Origin of the sequence: Novosphingobium oxfordense, assembly GCF_044029435.1 — a bacterium.
GTDB lineage: Bacteria > Pseudomonadota > Alphaproteobacteria > Sphingomonadales > Sphingomonadaceae > Novosphingobium.
The window spans coordinates 835,461-850,058 of record NZ_CP147008.1 but is presented as its reverse complement, the minus strand read 5'-3'; the positions used below and the strand labels follow the sequence as shown (position 1 = coordinate 850,058).

Annotated in this window: 14 protein-coding genes; 9 read left to right on the top strand and 5 right to left on the bottom strand. The window is 62.4% G+C overall.

The window, feature by feature from the left end; all coding sequences use genetic code 11:
• The first annotated feature begins 261 nt into the window (after positions 1-261).
• The 3 genes from WBP07_RS26560 to WBP07_RS26550 all read left to right on the top strand — a co-directional run bounded on the left by WBP07_RS26560 (position 262) and on the right by WBP07_RS26550 (position 5,096).
• Entirely contained in the window at positions 262-2,583 is a 2,322-nt protein-coding gene (locus WBP07_RS26560; RefSeq protein WP_395398079.1) for an arylsulfatase, read from the top strand.
• Between the two features lie 292 nt (positions 2,584-2,875).
• Positions 2,876-3,526 (top strand): response regulator, encoded by a 651-nt coding sequence (locus tag WBP07_RS26555; RefSeq protein WP_395398078.1) that lies wholly within the window; start codon positions 2,876-2,878, stop codon positions 3,524-3,526.
• Between the two features lie 325 nt (positions 3,527-3,851).
• The gene (locus WBP07_RS26550; protein WP_395398077.1) at positions 3,852-5,096 is read left to right on the top strand and encodes a BamA/TamA family outer membrane protein; all 1,245 of its coding nucleotides are present in this window, start codon (positions 3,852-3,854) and stop codon (positions 5,094-5,096) included.
• A gap of 22 nt (positions 5,097-5,118) precedes the next feature.
• Here the strand turns inward: WBP07_RS26550 and WBP07_RS26545 are convergent, their stop codons facing one another.
• Positions 5,119-5,784: a DUF3313 domain-containing protein gene (locus WBP07_RS26545; protein ID WP_395398076.1), complete on the bottom strand. Its 666-nt coding sequence runs from the start codon at positions 5,782-5,784 to the stop codon at positions 5,119-5,121.
• 214 nt (positions 5,785-5,998) lie between these two features.
• On the opposite strand from WBP07_RS26545, the gene WBP07_RS26540 reads away from it, so the two are divergent.
• On the top strand, positions 5,999-6,862 hold the full coding sequence (locus tag WBP07_RS26540; RefSeq protein ID WP_395398075.1) for a Na+-dependent transporter: 864 nt from the start codon (positions 5,999-6,001) through the stop codon (positions 6,860-6,862).
• A 4-nt stretch (positions 6,863-6,866) separates the two neighbouring features.
• Here WBP07_RS26540 and WBP07_RS26535 read toward each other — a convergent pair whose 3' ends face one another.
• Positions 6,867-7,529, bottom strand: coding sequence for a M24 family metallopeptidase (locus WBP07_RS26535; RefSeq protein WP_395398074.1), 663 nt, complete (start codon positions 7,527-7,529; stop codon positions 6,867-6,869).
• A gap of 771 nt (positions 7,530-8,300) precedes the next feature.
• Here WBP07_RS26535 and WBP07_RS26530 point away from each other — a divergent pair.
• Positions 8,301-9,338: a sensor histidine kinase gene (locus tag WBP07_RS26530; protein ID WP_395398073.1), complete on the top strand. Its 1,038-nt coding sequence runs from the start codon at positions 8,301-8,303 to the stop codon at positions 9,336-9,338.
• On the opposite strand, the gene WBP07_RS26525 is transcribed toward WBP07_RS26530, so the two are convergent.
• Positions 9,274-9,924, bottom strand: a complete 651-nt coding sequence (locus WBP07_RS26525) for a response regulator (RefSeq protein WP_395398072.1) — start codon at positions 9,922-9,924, stop codon at positions 9,274-9,276. The genes WBP07_RS26530 and WBP07_RS26525 overlap by 65 nt on opposite strands.
• 76 nt (positions 9,925-10,000) lie before the next feature.
• Complete coding sequence (locus WBP07_RS26520) at positions 10,001-10,345, bottom strand: hypothetical protein (protein ID WP_395398071.1); 345 nt, start codon at positions 10,343-10,345, stop codon at positions 10,001-10,003.
• A 529-nt stretch (positions 10,346-10,874) separates the two neighbouring features.
• Between WBP07_RS26520 and WBP07_RS26515 the strand changes: the two genes are divergently transcribed.
• The gene (locus WBP07_RS26515; protein WP_395398070.1) at positions 10,875-11,180 is read left to right on the top strand and encodes a hypothetical protein; all 306 of its coding nucleotides are present in this window, start codon (positions 10,875-10,877) and stop codon (positions 11,178-11,180) included.
• On the opposite strand, the gene WBP07_RS26510 is transcribed toward WBP07_RS26515, so the two are convergent.
• The gene (locus WBP07_RS26510) at positions 11,149-12,039 is read right to left on the bottom strand and encodes a DUF2092 domain-containing protein (RefSeq protein WP_395398069.1); all 891 of its coding nucleotides are present in this window, start codon (positions 12,037-12,039) and stop codon (positions 11,149-11,151) included. The genes WBP07_RS26515 and WBP07_RS26510 overlap by 32 nt on opposite strands.
• Before the next feature lie 258 nt (positions 12,040-12,297).
• Between WBP07_RS26510 and WBP07_RS26505 the strand changes: the two genes are divergently transcribed.
• From WBP07_RS26505 to WBP07_RS26495, 3 genes are all read left to right on the top strand, one after another.
• On the top strand, positions 12,298-12,834 hold the full coding sequence (locus WBP07_RS26505) for a DUF4136 domain-containing protein (RefSeq protein ID WP_395398068.1): 537 nt from the start codon (positions 12,298-12,300) through the stop codon (positions 12,832-12,834).
• Positions 12,831-13,535 carry a YidH family protein gene (locus WBP07_RS26500; RefSeq protein ID WP_395398067.1) on the top strand — a complete coding sequence of 235 codons (705 nt, stop codon included), beginning with the start codon at positions 12,831-12,833 and terminating at the stop codon, positions 13,533-13,535. The genes WBP07_RS26505 and WBP07_RS26500 overlap by 4 nt, the downstream gene beginning before the upstream one ends.
• 63 nt (positions 13,536-13,598) lie before the next feature.
• A complete protein-coding gene (locus WBP07_RS26495; RefSeq protein ID WP_395398253.1) occupies positions 13,599-14,516 on the top strand; it encodes a formylglycine-generating enzyme family protein in 918 nt (305 codons plus the stop codon).
• Positions 14,517-14,598: the final 82 nt, after the last annotated feature.

Genomic DNA, 14,598 nt, shown 5'->3' with positions numbered 1-14,598 from the left:
TTTTTGCTGGGCCCGCCAGAGCACGCCCGACCATGCGGGCCATGCGATTGCCGACATCCCGATGCCGGCATCAGGAAATATGCCCCCCGTCCCCCGGGGGACTCCCGATAGTGTCCACCGGCCGTTGCGATACTCCGTTGCGGGTGACGTGCCGACCGAGCCCCCGAATGTCCAGAACGGCGCGTCACACCCATTCCGCGTGGTGCGCGCGTTCCGCGCGGCCACCGGCGGGGCTCGACTTCGATCCGAGGGAGACTGGCAGTGGCCCAGAAGGAATTCAAAGGCGTCATCAAGCTCGACATTCGCGATTCGAAAGCTGACTGGGCGCCATTCCTGCCCCCGTCGGCGCCGAAGGACGCGCCGAACGTCCTGATCATCCTCTATGACGACACCGGCCAGGCCGCATGGCAGCCTTATGGCGGCGCCATCAACATGCCGACGCTGCAAAAGCTGGCAGACAACGGGCTGATCTACACGCAGTGGCACACCACCGCGCTGTGTTCGCCCACCCGTTCCTGCTTCCTGACCGGCCGCAATCATCACCTGAACGGCATGTCGTGCATTACCGAAGCGTCGAACGGCTTCCCCGGCTGGAGCGGGCGTGTGCCGGAAAACTGCATGTCGATCGGCCAGATGCTGCAGGACAACGGCTATAGCACCTTCTGGCTGGGCAAGGACCACAACGTGCCGGAGCAGGACATCTGTTCGGGCGGGCCGAAGTCGGAATGGCCGCTGCAAAAGGGGTTCGACCGCTATTACGGCTTCCTCGGCGGAGAGACCAACAACTGGTACCCCGACCTTGTCGAGGACAACAAGTTCATCGACCAGCCCTATATGCCCGAAGACGGCTATCACCTCTCGCGCGATCTGGTCGATCAGGCCATGCAGATGATCCGCGACCAGAAGGCCAGCAACCCGTCCAAGCCGTGGTTCACCTGGCTTTGCCCCGGCGCCAACCACGCGCCGCACCATGCGCCCAAGGAATATGCGGACAAGTACAAGGGCAAGTTCGACGACGGGTACGACGCCTATCGCAAGTGGGTCGTGCCCCGGATGATCGAAAAGGGCCTGCTTCCCGCCGGCACCAAGCTGGAAGACTTCAACCCGGTGCGTGAGGATCAAGCCAATCCGGGCGATTATGTCCGCCCATGGGACGAACTGAACGCCGAAGAGAAGCGCCTCTTCTCGCGCATGGCGGAAGTCTATGCCGGCATGTCCGAATATACCGATGTGCAGGTGGGCCGGCTGATCGACTATCTGGAACAGAGCGGTCAGTTGGACAACACCATCGTCCTCTACTGCTCGGACAATGGCGCTTCAGGCGAAGGCGGCCCCAACGGCTCCGTCAACGAGAACAAGTTCTTCAACAACTACCCGGATTCGGTCGAGGAAAACCTCAAGTATCTCGACGTGCTGGGCGGGCCGGAAACCTACAACCACTATCCCACTGGCTGGGCGGCCGCGTTTTCGGCGCCGTACAAGATGTTCAAGCGCTATTCGGAATACGCCGGCGGCACCGCCTGTCCGATGATCATTTCCTGGCCGAAGGGCATCAAGGCCAAGGGAGAAGTGCGCAACCAGTACCATCATGCGGTGGATCTGGTGCCCACGCTGCTGGAATGCATCGGTATCGAGATGCCCGATACCTATCGGGGCGTGAAGCAACACCCGCTGTCCGGTGTGTCGATGAAGTACAGCTTCGAAGCGGACGGCGCGACGCGCAAGAAGCGCCAGTACTATGCGATGCTGGGCACGCGCGGCATCTGGGAAGATGGCTGGAAGGCCGCTTCGATCCACGCCCCGCTTACCGGCAAGGGCCATTTCGATCAGGACGACTGGGAACTCTACAATGTCGATGAGGACCGCTCGGAATCGATCGACCTTGCCGCGCAGCATCCCGAAAAGCTGCAAGCCCTGATCAAGGCCTGGTTCGAGGAGGCGGACGCCAACAACGTTCTCCCGCTCGACGATCGCAGCGCAGCGGAAGTGCTGGGCATCGAACGGCCCTCCACCGAAGCGCCACGCGAACGCTATGTCTACTATCCCGGCACTTCGCCGGTGCCGGAAGGCGTGGCGGTCAACGTGCGTGGGCGAAACTACAAGATCATCGCCGATGTAGAGATTACCGACACCACCGAAGGCGTGATCTTCGCCCATGGCTCACGCTTCGGCGGGCACTCGCTGTTCATCAAGGACGGCAAGCTGCACTACGTCTACAACTTCCTGGGCATCAAGCCGGAACAGAAGTTCTCTTCCGACAAGCTCGCCCCCGGCAAATATTCGCTGGGCATGGAGTTCATCCGTGAGAAGGCGGGCGAGCACGGAGAGTCGCTGGGCAAGACCACCCTCTACGTCAACGACGAAGCGGTGGACTCCGGCGACATGAAGACCCAGCTCGGCAAGTTCACGCTTTCGGGCGACGGTCTTTGCGTCGGCCGGGATAGCGGCGATGCCGTCAGCGAGGAATATGTCTCGCCCGGCGCCTTCAAGAACGGCCGGATCTACGGCGTCGGCGTCTCTGTCGAGAAGGAACAGTACCTCGATCTCGAAAAGCTGGCTGCTGCCGCCATGGCGGTGGATTGATTCCGCGGCGGGGAAGCGGAATCAAAGAAGGGTGGAGGCTTGTCCCTCCACCCTTTTTCTTTGCCGTAACAACGCGGGATTTTCTGTGAGAAACGCAAAGGCACGAATATTGAATTTCCCGCGATCAGCCGAAGGTCATTTCTTTCTGGCCATGGGGTCATTTTACCGCGATAGTTGATCTCCCTAGGGAAAACCCCGATTGAATGGGAGGTTGGCGCAGCGATGATGGCAGGCCGTGCTCGCGGAATTCGAGAACGGACCACCTGAAGATCAACTGGAATAGGGGGTTCTCATGCATCCGCCGACAAGCAGTATCCTGATCGCCGACGATCATCAGGCCATGCGGCAGGGTGTCCGGGCCCTGCTCGAATCCCATCCCATATTCCAGATTATTGCTGAGGCGGGAGACGGCCGGGAAGCGCTGGAACTGGCTATCGAGACCAAGCCGGATATCGCCATCCTCGACTATTCGCTGCCGCTGATGAACGGGCTGGAACTCACCCGCTCGATCAAGCACGCGCTGCCGCGTACCGAGATCCTGATCTACACGATGCACGATCGGGAAAGCATCCTGATCGACGTGCTGCGCGCCGGCGCGCGCGGCTATGTCCTCAAGTCGGACAGCGGCACGCATCTGGTAACGGCAGTGAAGGCGCTCTCCCGGCGCAGGCCCTATTTCTCCGGCGCCATTTCGGAAACGCTGCTGGAACACTTCATCGACAGCGATCACAGCGCCGACAAGGGCATCGTTCTTACCGCGCGGGAACGCGAAATCGTGCAACTGATCGCGGAGGGCAAGCTGAACAAGCAGATCGCCCATATCCTCGACATCAGCGTGAAGACGGTCGAAACCCATCGCGCGTCGGCCATGCACAAGCTGAAGATCCGGACGACGGCCGAACTGGTGCTCTACGCCGTACGGAACAACATCGTCGAACCCTGACGATCCTGTCGAAATTGCAGGTCGGGCTTTGGAACGAAGCCCCTGCCCTCCTCGGAAGCAAGGACGCGAATCCGGGGGTAAACCCCGATTCATGGTCCGAGCCGGGTCCTGCACACTTGCCGCGCAACATGGGATCGGGAGCGGCCGATGACTGTCTTGGATTCGAAGCGTAACGCCCGCGAATTCAATGTCATCTGCCTACATCGGCGTGCCGTCTCCCAGCCGCTCGCAATGAACCTGCCTTCGAACGCGGCGCGATAGCGCGGCGTTCGTTCCGCTCCGACCGAAAGGAAGACGGTGCAGGGCAGTGAAAGGAGGAACAGGCATGTCCGAAAGCCCTTCGGGAAACCGCGCAAGGTGCATTTTCCGCGCGACACCTGCCCGCTGGACGATCGCCGCCTCTCTCGCTGCCGCCAGCGTCCCGTTCGCGCCCGCCACGGCCATCGCCCAGCAGCAGACCCAAGTCCAGCAAGTCGCCAACGACACCGTGACGGCCGGCACCGCATTGGCGATCGACAACATGGTGAAGGGAGAAACGACGGAAGCCGACGGCAAGGAGGCCTCCCGGAAAATGAAGCCGGACCTGCTTGTCGTGCCGATCCCGATGTCCAATCCCACATTGGGCGCGGGCCTGACCGTTGCCGGCGTCCTGTTCTACAATCCCAACCAGTCGAAACAGCCCTGGGTCACCGGCGGCGGCGGCTTCTACACCAGCAACAAGAGCTGGGGCGGCGGGCTGGTCCACAGCATGGCGCTCGACCATGACCGCTTCAAGGTCCTGCTTTTCGGCGGCTATGCCAACGTGAACATCAATTTCTACGGCATCGGCGCGGCGGCCGGCGCGCGGGATGTTTCCGTGCACATGGTGGACAAGGGCGCGCTGGTACTGGCGCAGGGGCAGTACCGGCTGCTCAAGAATCTCTACGTCGGGCCGCGATACCAGTTCATGAAGATCAATTCGCACATCAAACGCGAAAACCCGCTCTTCCCGGACTTGAACCTGCCCGACAACCTGCTCGACAGCCAGATTTCCGGCATTGGCCCATCGATCACCTTCGACAGCCGGGACAACGAATTCGCGCCGCGCAAGGGCGTGAATGTCACGCTTGTCGGCCTTTTCAACGCGAAGGACCTGGGCAGCGACTTTTCCTACAACAAGTGGCAACTGGCGGCGAACGTCCTGTTCCCGGTAACGTCCACGGGCACGCTGGCGCTCCATGGGGGGATGTGCGCGGTATCGAAGGGCGGCCCGTTCTACGATTTGTGCATGTACGGCCAGAGCGGCGACTTGCGCGGTTACGAGATGGGCCGCTACCGCGACCGTGCATCGTGGGCCACGCAGGCTGAATGGCGCCAGCGCCTTGGCGGCAAGTTCGGCGCGGTTTTCTTCGCAGGCGTCGGCGGCATCGCCAACGGTCTGGGGGATATAGGCAATACCACGATCCTTCCCAGCGCGGGTATGGGCCTGCGCTATCGCGCATCGCAGGAAACCGGGACGAACCTGCGGCTCGATTTCGCAATCGGCAAGGATTCCAGCGCGGTCTATTTCGGGATCGGGGAAGCCTTCTGAACGCCCGGTCCCGCCCGGCCTGTCACGGATGAAGTTCCTTCGCTTCCACCAGCCGCTCGCGCAGCTTGCGGGCAAAAGCGTCGGCAACGGCCTTGACGGTCTCCGTCGTCGACAAGGTTGACGCAATATCGAGTGCGTCGGGCGCCTGGCGCCGGACTGCGGCCGCCAGCAGCTCACCGCTCTTCGCATCGTACATTTCTATTGCAAAGAGCACCGATCCGGAGAACGTGGCCTTCTTTCCGGTCAGACTTTTCAGCGCATTCGTAGCCAGGCCCAGCGGCATGGCGGAAGACACTGTACCGACGCCCTCCACCGTCTTCGTCGCGCCGACGAGCGTCAGCCTGATGCGCACGGCATCGGCTGCGGGTGCCGAGACGACTTCGAACGATTTGCCCATCTCGTTGCGGATCGCTTCCGTCAGTATCTGCGCATATTTCTCGCGATCGGCTTCCGGAATGCCGTCGAATTGCGCATCTGGACCTCGGTAAACCGCCGTCGGTTCGATCAGTACGCTCGTGACATTTCCAAGGTGGAGGCCCGGCTTCACGTAAGTCCAGCTCTCCTTCTTGTCATGCTCCAGCGAAAGCGCGGAATAGAGGGCCTGCGGCGCATGGTCCTGCGTCTGCGCCAAGGCGTGCGTCACCGGCAGCGAGCCTGCCAACACGATCAGAACCGGGATCTTTTTCATAGGGCCTCCTCCGCCGGACGGCTGCTTTGTCCGGTCCGCCATATTTGCGGGTGAGCGATGGAGAGGCCATCGGGATTGTCCCGGACAGAGGGTGGGGATTGGCGCGCGATGGCAGCGAAGTGGATGGTATCCGCGCGCCGGCTTGGGGGAATCCCCGATCACATTTGGCCGGCGATACGGCGATCATCGACGTGCTCCCGGAGGAGAAATGCCGATGGAACTGCTCAAGCATCTCATCCCGCTGCTGCTCACGGGCAGCCTCGCCCTGCTGGTCGTGGCGGCAGGGATCGCCTCCTCCCGCGGGGACTTTGCCTATGTGCTGGGGCGCCCTGCCCTGCTGGGTCGGGCAGTGCTGGCGATCGTCGTGATTCCCGTGATCGCTGCAGTCACGGCCATCGCGCTATTTCCGATCGAGCATCCTGCCAGGGCGGCGATCTTCCTGATGGCGATCTCCCCCGTGCCGCCGCTGATGCCGGGCAAAGCCCTGAAGTTCGGGGGCAACGCGGGCTACGTCTATGGGCTGCAGGCGGCCGGCGCAGTGCTGGCGCTGCTGTTCGTGCCCACGCTGGGGGCGGTGGGAGCCCGTTTCTATGAGGTTTCCGCCCAGTTCCCGGTCGGCGTAGTGGCCCGGAACATCCTTGTCGGGCTGGTGGTGCCGCTGGCGATCGGGCTGGTGCTGGGCAGGCTGGTATTGCACAAGGTCTCCCCCGCGCTGCCCCGCATCATCACGATCGTGGCCGATATCATGCTGGTGCTGGCGTTCCTGCCGCTTCTTGTGGAACTGTTTCCAGGGATGATGGCACTGATCGGCAATGGCACCGTGATCGCCATGGCCTTCGTCGTGCTGATCGCGCTTGCCGGCGGCCACCTGCTTGGCGGACCGGAACTGGCCAACCGCTCCACCCTGGCCTTCTCCGCAGCGATGCGCCACCCCGGCATCGCCCTGGCTTTGGCCGGTGCCAACCACGCCAACATGGCCGTCACCGCCGCCGTCCTCCTTTTCCTGCTTGTCGGCCTTCTCGTCCTTGTCCCCTACCAGATGGCTCTCAAGTCCAAGACCAGACGCAATTCCGCGTGAGGGATCAGGCCAGCAGATCCTCATGAAATGCGCCGAAAGGGCGCGTCGGATGGCGAATCTGCATTTCGAGAATCCAGAGGCCGGTGCCGGGCACCGTATCAAGATCGCCCAGATTGCCGCCCTTGTGCACCGAATGCGGGTAGTCGCTCACACGGTGCCCGCGGATGTCCAGGTTGAGCACCCAGCCCATCGCCAGGGCTTCCTCTTCGGCCCGCTCGTAGAGCGCACGACCGGAAACGGCGCCGCCATCCCAGATTGCGCGCACCCGGTCGAACAGCGTGCGGACTGCAAGGGCGCAAGCCTGCATTTCCGCATCGGCGCCCACCGTGAACGTCGCACCGACATCGCCCTCGTGGCCGAGAAATACCGGGCCCATGTCGATGAAGAAGATGTCGTCCGCTTGAAGAACGACGTCCTCCTGCGATCGATCGCTGAATATCTTCAGCGTATTGCTGCCGAAGCGGACCAGCAGTGGATGCCAGGAGCGATCCATGCCCAGTTCCTCCAGAATGGCGACGCCGGCCGCCTGCACGTCCGCCTCCCGCATGCCGGGGCGCACCAGCGCGGCAATCTTCTCCAGCGCCAGCCACGATCTGGCCTGCGCCTCGCGCAGCGCCTCCAGCGAATAGTTGGGGCCCACGGCTTCGCGAGGCTGGATAGGGGACATGGACAGGATACTCCGCAAGCGATGACGGCTCGCGTCTGGCGTCCCCAACGTGTGTTCGTCAAGCATCGCCGGCCATTGGCACCCGGGCGGCAGAGCGGCGTGAGGTCAGCCGGGAAGAGACACAAAATTCGGCGAGACCTTGCTAATTTTTCTCGTCGATTTGCAAAACCGCAACCGTCCGGCCCTGGCGGATCCAGAATTTGATTCGATCATTCAAATTTTTCCGCGAGTCGATTCGATAAATCGTCCCGCACCGCTTCGATCATACCTTATTGTGCGCACTATTGTCCTTCCGGACGATTGAGCAAATACTTCGACTTCTACATGCCCTTAGTTAAAGGGTAACTCTGCTGCCGACCGAAAAGCTGTTCGAAGCTAACACCATCTCTGCCGCCGTGCCTTTCCGCGTTGCCCGAATCCGCAGCGGGTGCAAGATGATTAACTAACAAATCTCTCAACACGGGTGATGCATGGAAAATGATGCGCCGCAAAATTAAGCTAATCGCATCATAACTTTCCATATTTTTCTATGAGCGATAATATCTGTGGAGAAACTTATGTTTTTTTGCTAGTCGGTGTACTGCAAAAACACAGTGCAATCTTAGGGCGGAACGCATGACGAGTGCGAACACGGGCGGTAACGCCGTTGTTGTCGATTTGCCACTCTCTAGGATTTCAAAGGGGAATGCTGATCTTGGCGGAGTAGTGCAGCAATTGATGCTTGCACTTCCTATCGACATCTTCACCGTAGGATGCGACGGGAGGGTGCAAATGGCCAACCTCACGCGCTCGATGCGGTTTCTGACGGGGGGTGAGCATGGAAATATCCTTGCCGGCGCATCTTTCGAGACTGCTCTTGACTGCCTGCCTCTCGATGACGAGAGCCGCGCCGAAGTTCGCGATCAGCTAACCAGCGTTCTGCATGGCAATGTGCTATCGGCGACCCGTTCCTATCGCTTGCTGGCGTCCGACCCGGATGTCGTAAAGATTCATGCCACCCGAATGTCCGGCCCGATGGGGCACATGCTGGTTGCGCTGGAGGGCGAACGCAATGCCTCTGGCGGGCGCTGCGCCCGCCGTGCGCAACAAGCGAAACTGCTGCGCGCACAGGACGAGGAACGCCGCCGGATCGCCCGCGATCTTCATGACGGGACTTCGCAGCATCTGGCCCTGGCGCAAGTCATGCTGGAAACGGTGCGCAAGGCGCATACTTTCGAAGCCATCGAACAGGCCTGCCTCGATATCGAGGCCGCCATCAGCACCGCACAGCACCAGATGCGAACGCTCAGCTATGTCCTCCATCCCCCTGAACTGGAGGCCGGCGGCATCATCGAGGCCTTGGCCGCATTCCTGAAGGGGTTTGCGCGGCGCACGGGGCTATCCGTGCGGTTCCAGAACCTTGCCGGTTACCTCAGGCCATCGGCGGACCTCGAGATTGCCCTCTATCGCGTCGCGCAGGAGGCGCTGGTCAATGTCGGCAAGCACGCCTTCGCCAGCACCGTCGAAGTACGGCTGCGCAGCGTGGCCAAATACCTGGCGCTGGAAATCGAGGATGACGGCATCGGCATCCCCAACGATATCGTCGAAGGCCGCATGCGCGAAGCCGTGGGCGTCGGGCTGGCCGGCATGCGCGAGCGTGTGGAGGGGCTGGGAGGCATGTTCTGCGTGGAACGCCGCCTGAATGGCACCCACATCGGCGCCTACTTCCCGCAGCGCCGCGCGGAAGACAATGCAAACGACGGTATCAGGGCTCAACGATATTGTTTCGGACCGCGTAAAGAACGAGTTCCGCAGTCGTCCGAATCTTGAGCTTGTGCATGGCGGCAGCCCGGTGCGTCTCCACCGTCTTCACGCTGATGTCGAGGATGTGGGCGATCTGCTTGTTCAGCTTGCCCTCTGCAATGAGCTGGACGATCTCCCGCTCGCGCGCGGTCAGCGTGATGCCCTTGTCGAAATCGTGATCGCTTTCGATGAAGTGTTCCAGCAGCGTTTCGGAAATCGCGCCCGAGAAATAGGGCTTATGGTTTGACAGCGCTCTGACGGCAGCAACCAGATGGGTTCCGCTGTCCGACTTCAACACATAGCCCCGGGCGCCCGCGCGCAGCACGTCTATCAATATCTGTTCGCGGTCATGCATCGTGTAGATGAGGATTTCTGTGCGCGGCAACGCATGCTTGAGCGCGCGCGTCAGTTCCAGCCCGTTCATCAGTGGCAGGGAATAGTCGAGAATGGCGATGTCCGGCTTGGTCTCGATGGCAAAGTCCAACGCTTCCCGGCCGTCGGCGGCCTCCGCGATGACCTGGAAGGCCGGGTGCGATTCCAGCAGGGTCCGCACGCCCTGGCGCATGGCCTGGTGATCGTCCGCGATCAGAATCCTGCTTGTGGTCGGCCGCATGCGAACCTCTTTTCTCCTAGTCCGTTCTCAGGTTCGGTGAGCCCGGATAAGCATCATCCCTGCGCCATCTGTTCGTTCAATCGGGATTTTCCCTAGAGAGATCACCTAGAGTACTGAAATATCGATATATGAGGTAAATCTCCTGAATTTTCCGACTGAATACATTGAATTTTGATGAGATGAATTGATAGGCATCCAAATTATCGAACAGTTTTTCTTGCATCGTCGAGCACCCGATATTCATTGAAGAATCGCAATAGGGCGCGGCAATTTTCACCCCGGTCCATGCCGCCTGGGCAAGGCCTCCGCAGCGCGTGCCGCAAACAGGACGATCGGGCGCATTGCCGTCAATTCCGGGGACTTCGCTTGGAGGCACGGAATTATCTGTATTCAGCCTGTGGGAGATGGTGCCGACCTGCATCGCTGCCCTCGATCATCAAACGGCCGCCCCACCCCTGCACGCGCCCTTGCGCGCAGGGGTGGGGCCAGGGTTCCGCTCAGCCCGGCGGATTGACGATAACGTACGTCACACCGGACGACTGGTATTGCGGCAGATACCAGACGTTGTTGCAGCTGAAGTAAGCTACGCTGCCCCGCACGACTTTCGGACAACCCGATGGGAGAGCGTAGACGGTCGAGCCGACTGCCGTGCTCTGGACGATCACCGTCTCGGGCTGAGAAGCGCTGGCGACGACGGCTGCCGTCGTGCCAGCAACAAGGCCAACTGCGGCGGCATCCCAGAACGGATCGTCGTCCCAGCCCCAGCCCCAGCCCCAGCCCGGCGGCGGAGGCGGCGGCGGGGGCGGTCCCGGATGAGGTCCCGGGCCCGGGCCCGGTCCCGGACCTGGATGTGGTCCCGGTCCGGGGCCAGGTCCGGGGCCGGGATGTGGGCCTGGGCCCGGATGCGGTCCGGGGTTCGGACCGGGTCCGGGATTGGGGCCGGGCCCAGGATGAGCGCCCCCGCCTCCTCCGCCGCCACCGTTCCGTGGCACGGCGGGATTGCGGATGCCGCCCCCGCCGCTTCCGGGCCCGTGGAAATTGGTGGGCGCGCGAACCTGCCCGCCTCCCCCGAAGCCACCGCCCCCGAAACCGCCACCGTGGAAGCCACCGCCGTGGAATCCGCCCCCGCCGAAACGACGCTGGGCATCGGCAGGCGTAAAAACGGATGCGACAAGGGCCAGCGCGGAAACGATCCCCGCGATTTTGAGCGTTCGGTGCCGCATGTCACTGTCCTCCCGACAAGGCTGCAAGCTTGATCGACGTCGCTTTCGGGTCCGGCGTGAACGTGAAGTCCCGCGCAGAGAACTTGGGAGAGGTGTTCCACGTCAGTTCGGCGCTGTAGGACGGGCGAAGCGTTTGGCTGCGATCGGTGATGACGATCTTCAGCGGCAGCGGCGCGGACCCGCGGGCAATCCAGACCTGCCAGTCGAGGTCCTCTCCGCGATAGACGAACTGATCGGTCTCCTGTCCGTTTATCCGTGCGAAGCCGACTCTGACCGCAGAGGTTATGCCATCGGTCATCGGGCTTTCCGACCAATAGAACAGGTCTGCCAGCGGCAGGCTGATCCCATAATCGTTGTAGATCTTGTCCACCGTCTGGCGGATCGTGGAAGGCGCCGCCGCCGTCGCGTATAGGTTCTGGCGCGGCACGTTCACCGTCAGCGATTTTCCGTCGTAGAAGTATTCGCGCACGGTGCGGTCCGACTTCAGTTGGACGTAGAAGGCATTGGGGCGCTGGACCCGATAGGTTCCCTCATATCCCAGGTGAACCAGCAGATCCGTATCCTGAAGCGCGGCTTCCATCGTCGCGTTGCTGTGCACCTCAAAGGTCTGCAGCGACTTGAGATAGTTGCCCATGCCCTTCAGCGCCTCGATCGCGACGGGATCGAGCGTGGTCGCGGCCGTCGCGCCAGTTGTCTGGTCCGCAGTCCCAGTCCCAGTCCCAGTCGCAGGCGCAGCCGCAGCCGCAGCCGCCACCGCAGAACCGGCTTCGGGCGTCTGGGCCGGGGAAGCTCCGGGCGTGAGGCATAGGGCAAATGCCAGAGCGATCGCTCCCGCCATCGTCCGGGTATTTCGAATCCGCAACGTGCGAGGCTGATCCGTCAGAAGATGCATCGTGTCTCTCCTGTGGGGGGTCCACGATCACGTTCACAGATTTGCCGAAAACCGCACATCGGTAGAATCCCTTTGATGCCGTGGAAATTCGCCTTGGATGCGCGGGGCGGCCGTGGGGCCCGGCGCATCCATCCGTTCGTCCTGCCGCGAGATCGAACCTCACTGGGGGCCAGGCGGGACGTTACTCAGGGAGATTACCGATAGATGAGCGGCTGCCGGGCGGGGATAGTTTGCCGACATTCAAGAAGGAGGCGCCCGATGAAAGCACGTGCCTTGTCCCTGGCCCTCTGCACGGTGCTGATGGCATCGTGCACCGCGACGCCGCAGATCAGCTTCGATGCCGATCCCCAGGCGAATTTCGCGCATTTCAGGACCTATAGCTGGGCCTATACGGCGGCGCCGCAGGGCACCAACCCGCTGCTATCGCAGCGCGTGCGAACCTCCATCGACAATGCATTGGCCGCGCGCGGCTTCACGCAAGCCGATCCGGGCGACTTCGCCGTGGGCTTCACGCTGGGCGCGCGCAATCGGGTAGAGGTGTCCAGCCTGGGGACTTATGGTCCGTACTTCCGCCCCTGGGGCGGTTGGGGTGGCGGCTTCAACCAGGTGGACGTGCGGAACATCACCGACGGCACCTTGACGATCGACATCTACGATACGGCCAGCAAGGCCCCGGTCTGGCATGGCCGGGCCACCCAGCAGGTGACGACCGACCAGATATCGCAGGAGAAGGTCGATTCCGTGGTCACGGCGGTTCTTGCGAACTTTCCGCCGCCGGCAGGAGCAAAGCGATGAATTCGGACGCACGCGAGAAGCCGGCCGCACTAACAAGCGTACGGCCCGAACGCATTGCCTTGCCTGCAGTGCCGGACCTGCCCGACGTGGAAAATCTGGAGGCTGAACAGGCCTCCACCCAGTTCTCGCGGTTTCGCAGCAATCTCTCGCGCTTTCGCACCGGGCTGTCGGAACACCGCACCGATCTTTCGGAATTCCGCACCGACCTCTCGCAACATCGCACCGATCTGTCTGAGTTCCGGACGGACCTCTCGCAGCACCGCACCGACTTGTCCGACCATCGCACCGAGATGTCGATGCGGCGGACCGGCATGTCCTTCCAGCGCACCCGCATGAGCGCGGACCGCACGCTGATGTCGGAAATCCGCACCGCGCTGTCGCTGATCGGATTCGGCTTCACGATCTACCAGACGTTCGAGAAGCTGCATCAGGCCAATGTCATCCTGCAGAGCCAGGCGCCGCGCAACTTCGGCGTGGCCTTGATCGTGCTGGGCGTCATCCTGCTGGTCGGCGGCATCGTGCGCCAGCTTCAGTTCGGATCCGAACTGCGCGCCACCCGCAAGGCGATGATGGAAGAGGGGCTTGTCCATGGCGAGACCCGCTTCCCCGTCTCGGTAACCCTGCTCGTGGCGGTACTGCTGGCCCTGCTGGGCATCGCCGCCTTCGCCGGCATTGCCTTCAACTTGTCCGGAATGAACTGAATGATGGATAGCATAGCACGGAACAAGCCCGGCAAGGCCGAGGTGCAATTGGCAGACCGGGACATGGTCTGGTTGCCGGGCGGGCACTTCACGATGGGTTCCAACCGCCACTATCCGGAGGAACGCCCGGAGCGCGGGGTTGACGTCGAAGGCTTCTGGATCGATCGCACCCCGGTCACCAACGGCGATTTCGCCCGCTTCGTCGCGGCCACGGGATATCGCACGCTGGCGGAAATCGCACCCGACCCTGCCGATTATCCCGGCGCATTGCCGGAACTGCTGGTGCCGGCCTCGCTGGTGTTCCAGCCGCCGGGTCGCCCGGTCGATCCGCGCGGGCCCGCCAGCCAGTGGTGGGAGTTCCGACCGGGCGCGGACTGGTGCCATCCCACCGGTCCCGGGAGTTCGATAGACGACCTTTCCAATCATCCTGTCGTCCACCTCGCCCTTGCCGACGTGGAAGCCTATCTCGAATGGGCCGGGCTCGACCTGCCGACCGAGGCGGAATGGGAATATGCCGCCTGGGGCGGGCGGGCGGGCGGAACGACGGGCGCCGAATTCGCCTGGGGCGACGACCTTGTGCCGGAAGGCGTTCACCACGCCAATGTCTGGCAAGGCCTGTTCCCTTATGCCAACCTGGCCGAGGATGGCTGGGTGCGCACGTCGCCTGTGGGGGTCTATCCCGCCAACGGCTTCGGCCTGCACGACATGATCGGCAATGTCTGGGAATGGACGGCGGACTGGTGGGCGATGCAGGCCAAGGACAAGTCCGTTGGCGGTTGCTGTGCCGCCGCCAACCAGCGCGCGCAGGCCAGCAGCGTGGATCCGCAAGACCCCGCCCGCATGGCCCGGCGGGTACTCAAGGGCGGATCGCACTTGTGTGCGCCGAACTATTGCCGCCGCTACCGGCCGGCGGCGCGCCATCCCCATCCGGTCGATACCTCGACCTCACACGTGGGTTTTCGCTGCGTGCGGCGATCCTGAGAAACGAGGGGAAGATGTCGGCATGTTGGTGAGGCTGCGGAGCATCTTCCAGCCGCAACGATGGCGGACCGACCATGACGGA

What these genes read in the sequence shown, in the direction of transcription:
- WBP07_RS26555 (WP_395398078.1), top strand. Translation starts at nt 2,876, where the DNA reads ATGCATCCGCCGACAAGCAGTATCCTGATCGCCGACGATCATCAGGCC.
- WBP07_RS26550 (WP_395398077.1), top strand. Translation starts at nt 3,852, where the DNA reads ATGTCCGAAAGCCCTTCGGGAAACCGCGCAAGGTGCATTTTCCGCGCG.
- WBP07_RS26545 (WP_395398076.1), bottom strand. Translation starts at nt 5,784, where the DNA reads ATGAAAAAGATCCCGGTTCTGATCGTGTTGGCAGGCTCGCTGCCGGTG.
- WBP07_RS26540 (WP_395398075.1), top strand. Translation starts at nt 5,999, where the DNA reads ATGGAACTGCTCAAGCATCTCATCCCGCTGCTGCTCACGGGCAGCCTC.
- WBP07_RS26535 (WP_395398074.1), bottom strand. Translation starts at nt 7,529, where the DNA reads ATGTCCCCTATCCAGCCTCGCGAAGCCGTGGGCCCCAACTATTCGCTG.
- WBP07_RS26530 (WP_395398073.1), top strand. Translation starts at nt 8,301, where the DNA reads ATGGCCAACCTCACGCGCTCGATGCGGTTTCTGACGGGGGGTGAGCAT.
- WBP07_RS26525 (WP_395398072.1), bottom strand. Translation starts at nt 9,924, where the DNA reads ATGCGGCCGACCACAAGCAGGATTCTGATCGCGGACGATCACCAGGCC.
- WBP07_RS26520 (WP_395398071.1), bottom strand. Translation starts at nt 10,345, where the DNA reads ATGCAGGTCGGCACCATCTCCCACAGGCTGAATACAGATAATTCCGTG.
- WBP07_RS26515 (WP_395398070.1), top strand. Translation starts at nt 10,875, where the DNA reads ATGAGCGCCCCCGCCTCCTCCGCCGCCACCGTTCCGTGGCACGGCGGG.
- WBP07_RS26510 (WP_395398069.1), bottom strand. Translation starts at nt 12,039, where the DNA reads ATGCATCTTCTGACGGATCAGCCTCGCACGTTGCGGATTCGAAATACC.
- WBP07_RS26505 (WP_395398068.1), top strand. Translation starts at nt 12,298, where the DNA reads ATGAAAGCACGTGCCTTGTCCCTGGCCCTCTGCACGGTGCTGATGGCA.
- WBP07_RS26500 (WP_395398067.1), top strand. Translation starts at nt 12,831, where the DNA reads ATGAATTCGGACGCACGCGAGAAGCCGGCCGCACTAACAAGCGTACGG.
- WBP07_RS26495 (WP_395398253.1), top strand. Translation starts at nt 13,599, where the DNA reads ATGGTCTGGTTGCCGGGCGGGCACTTCACGATGGGTTCCAACCGCCAC.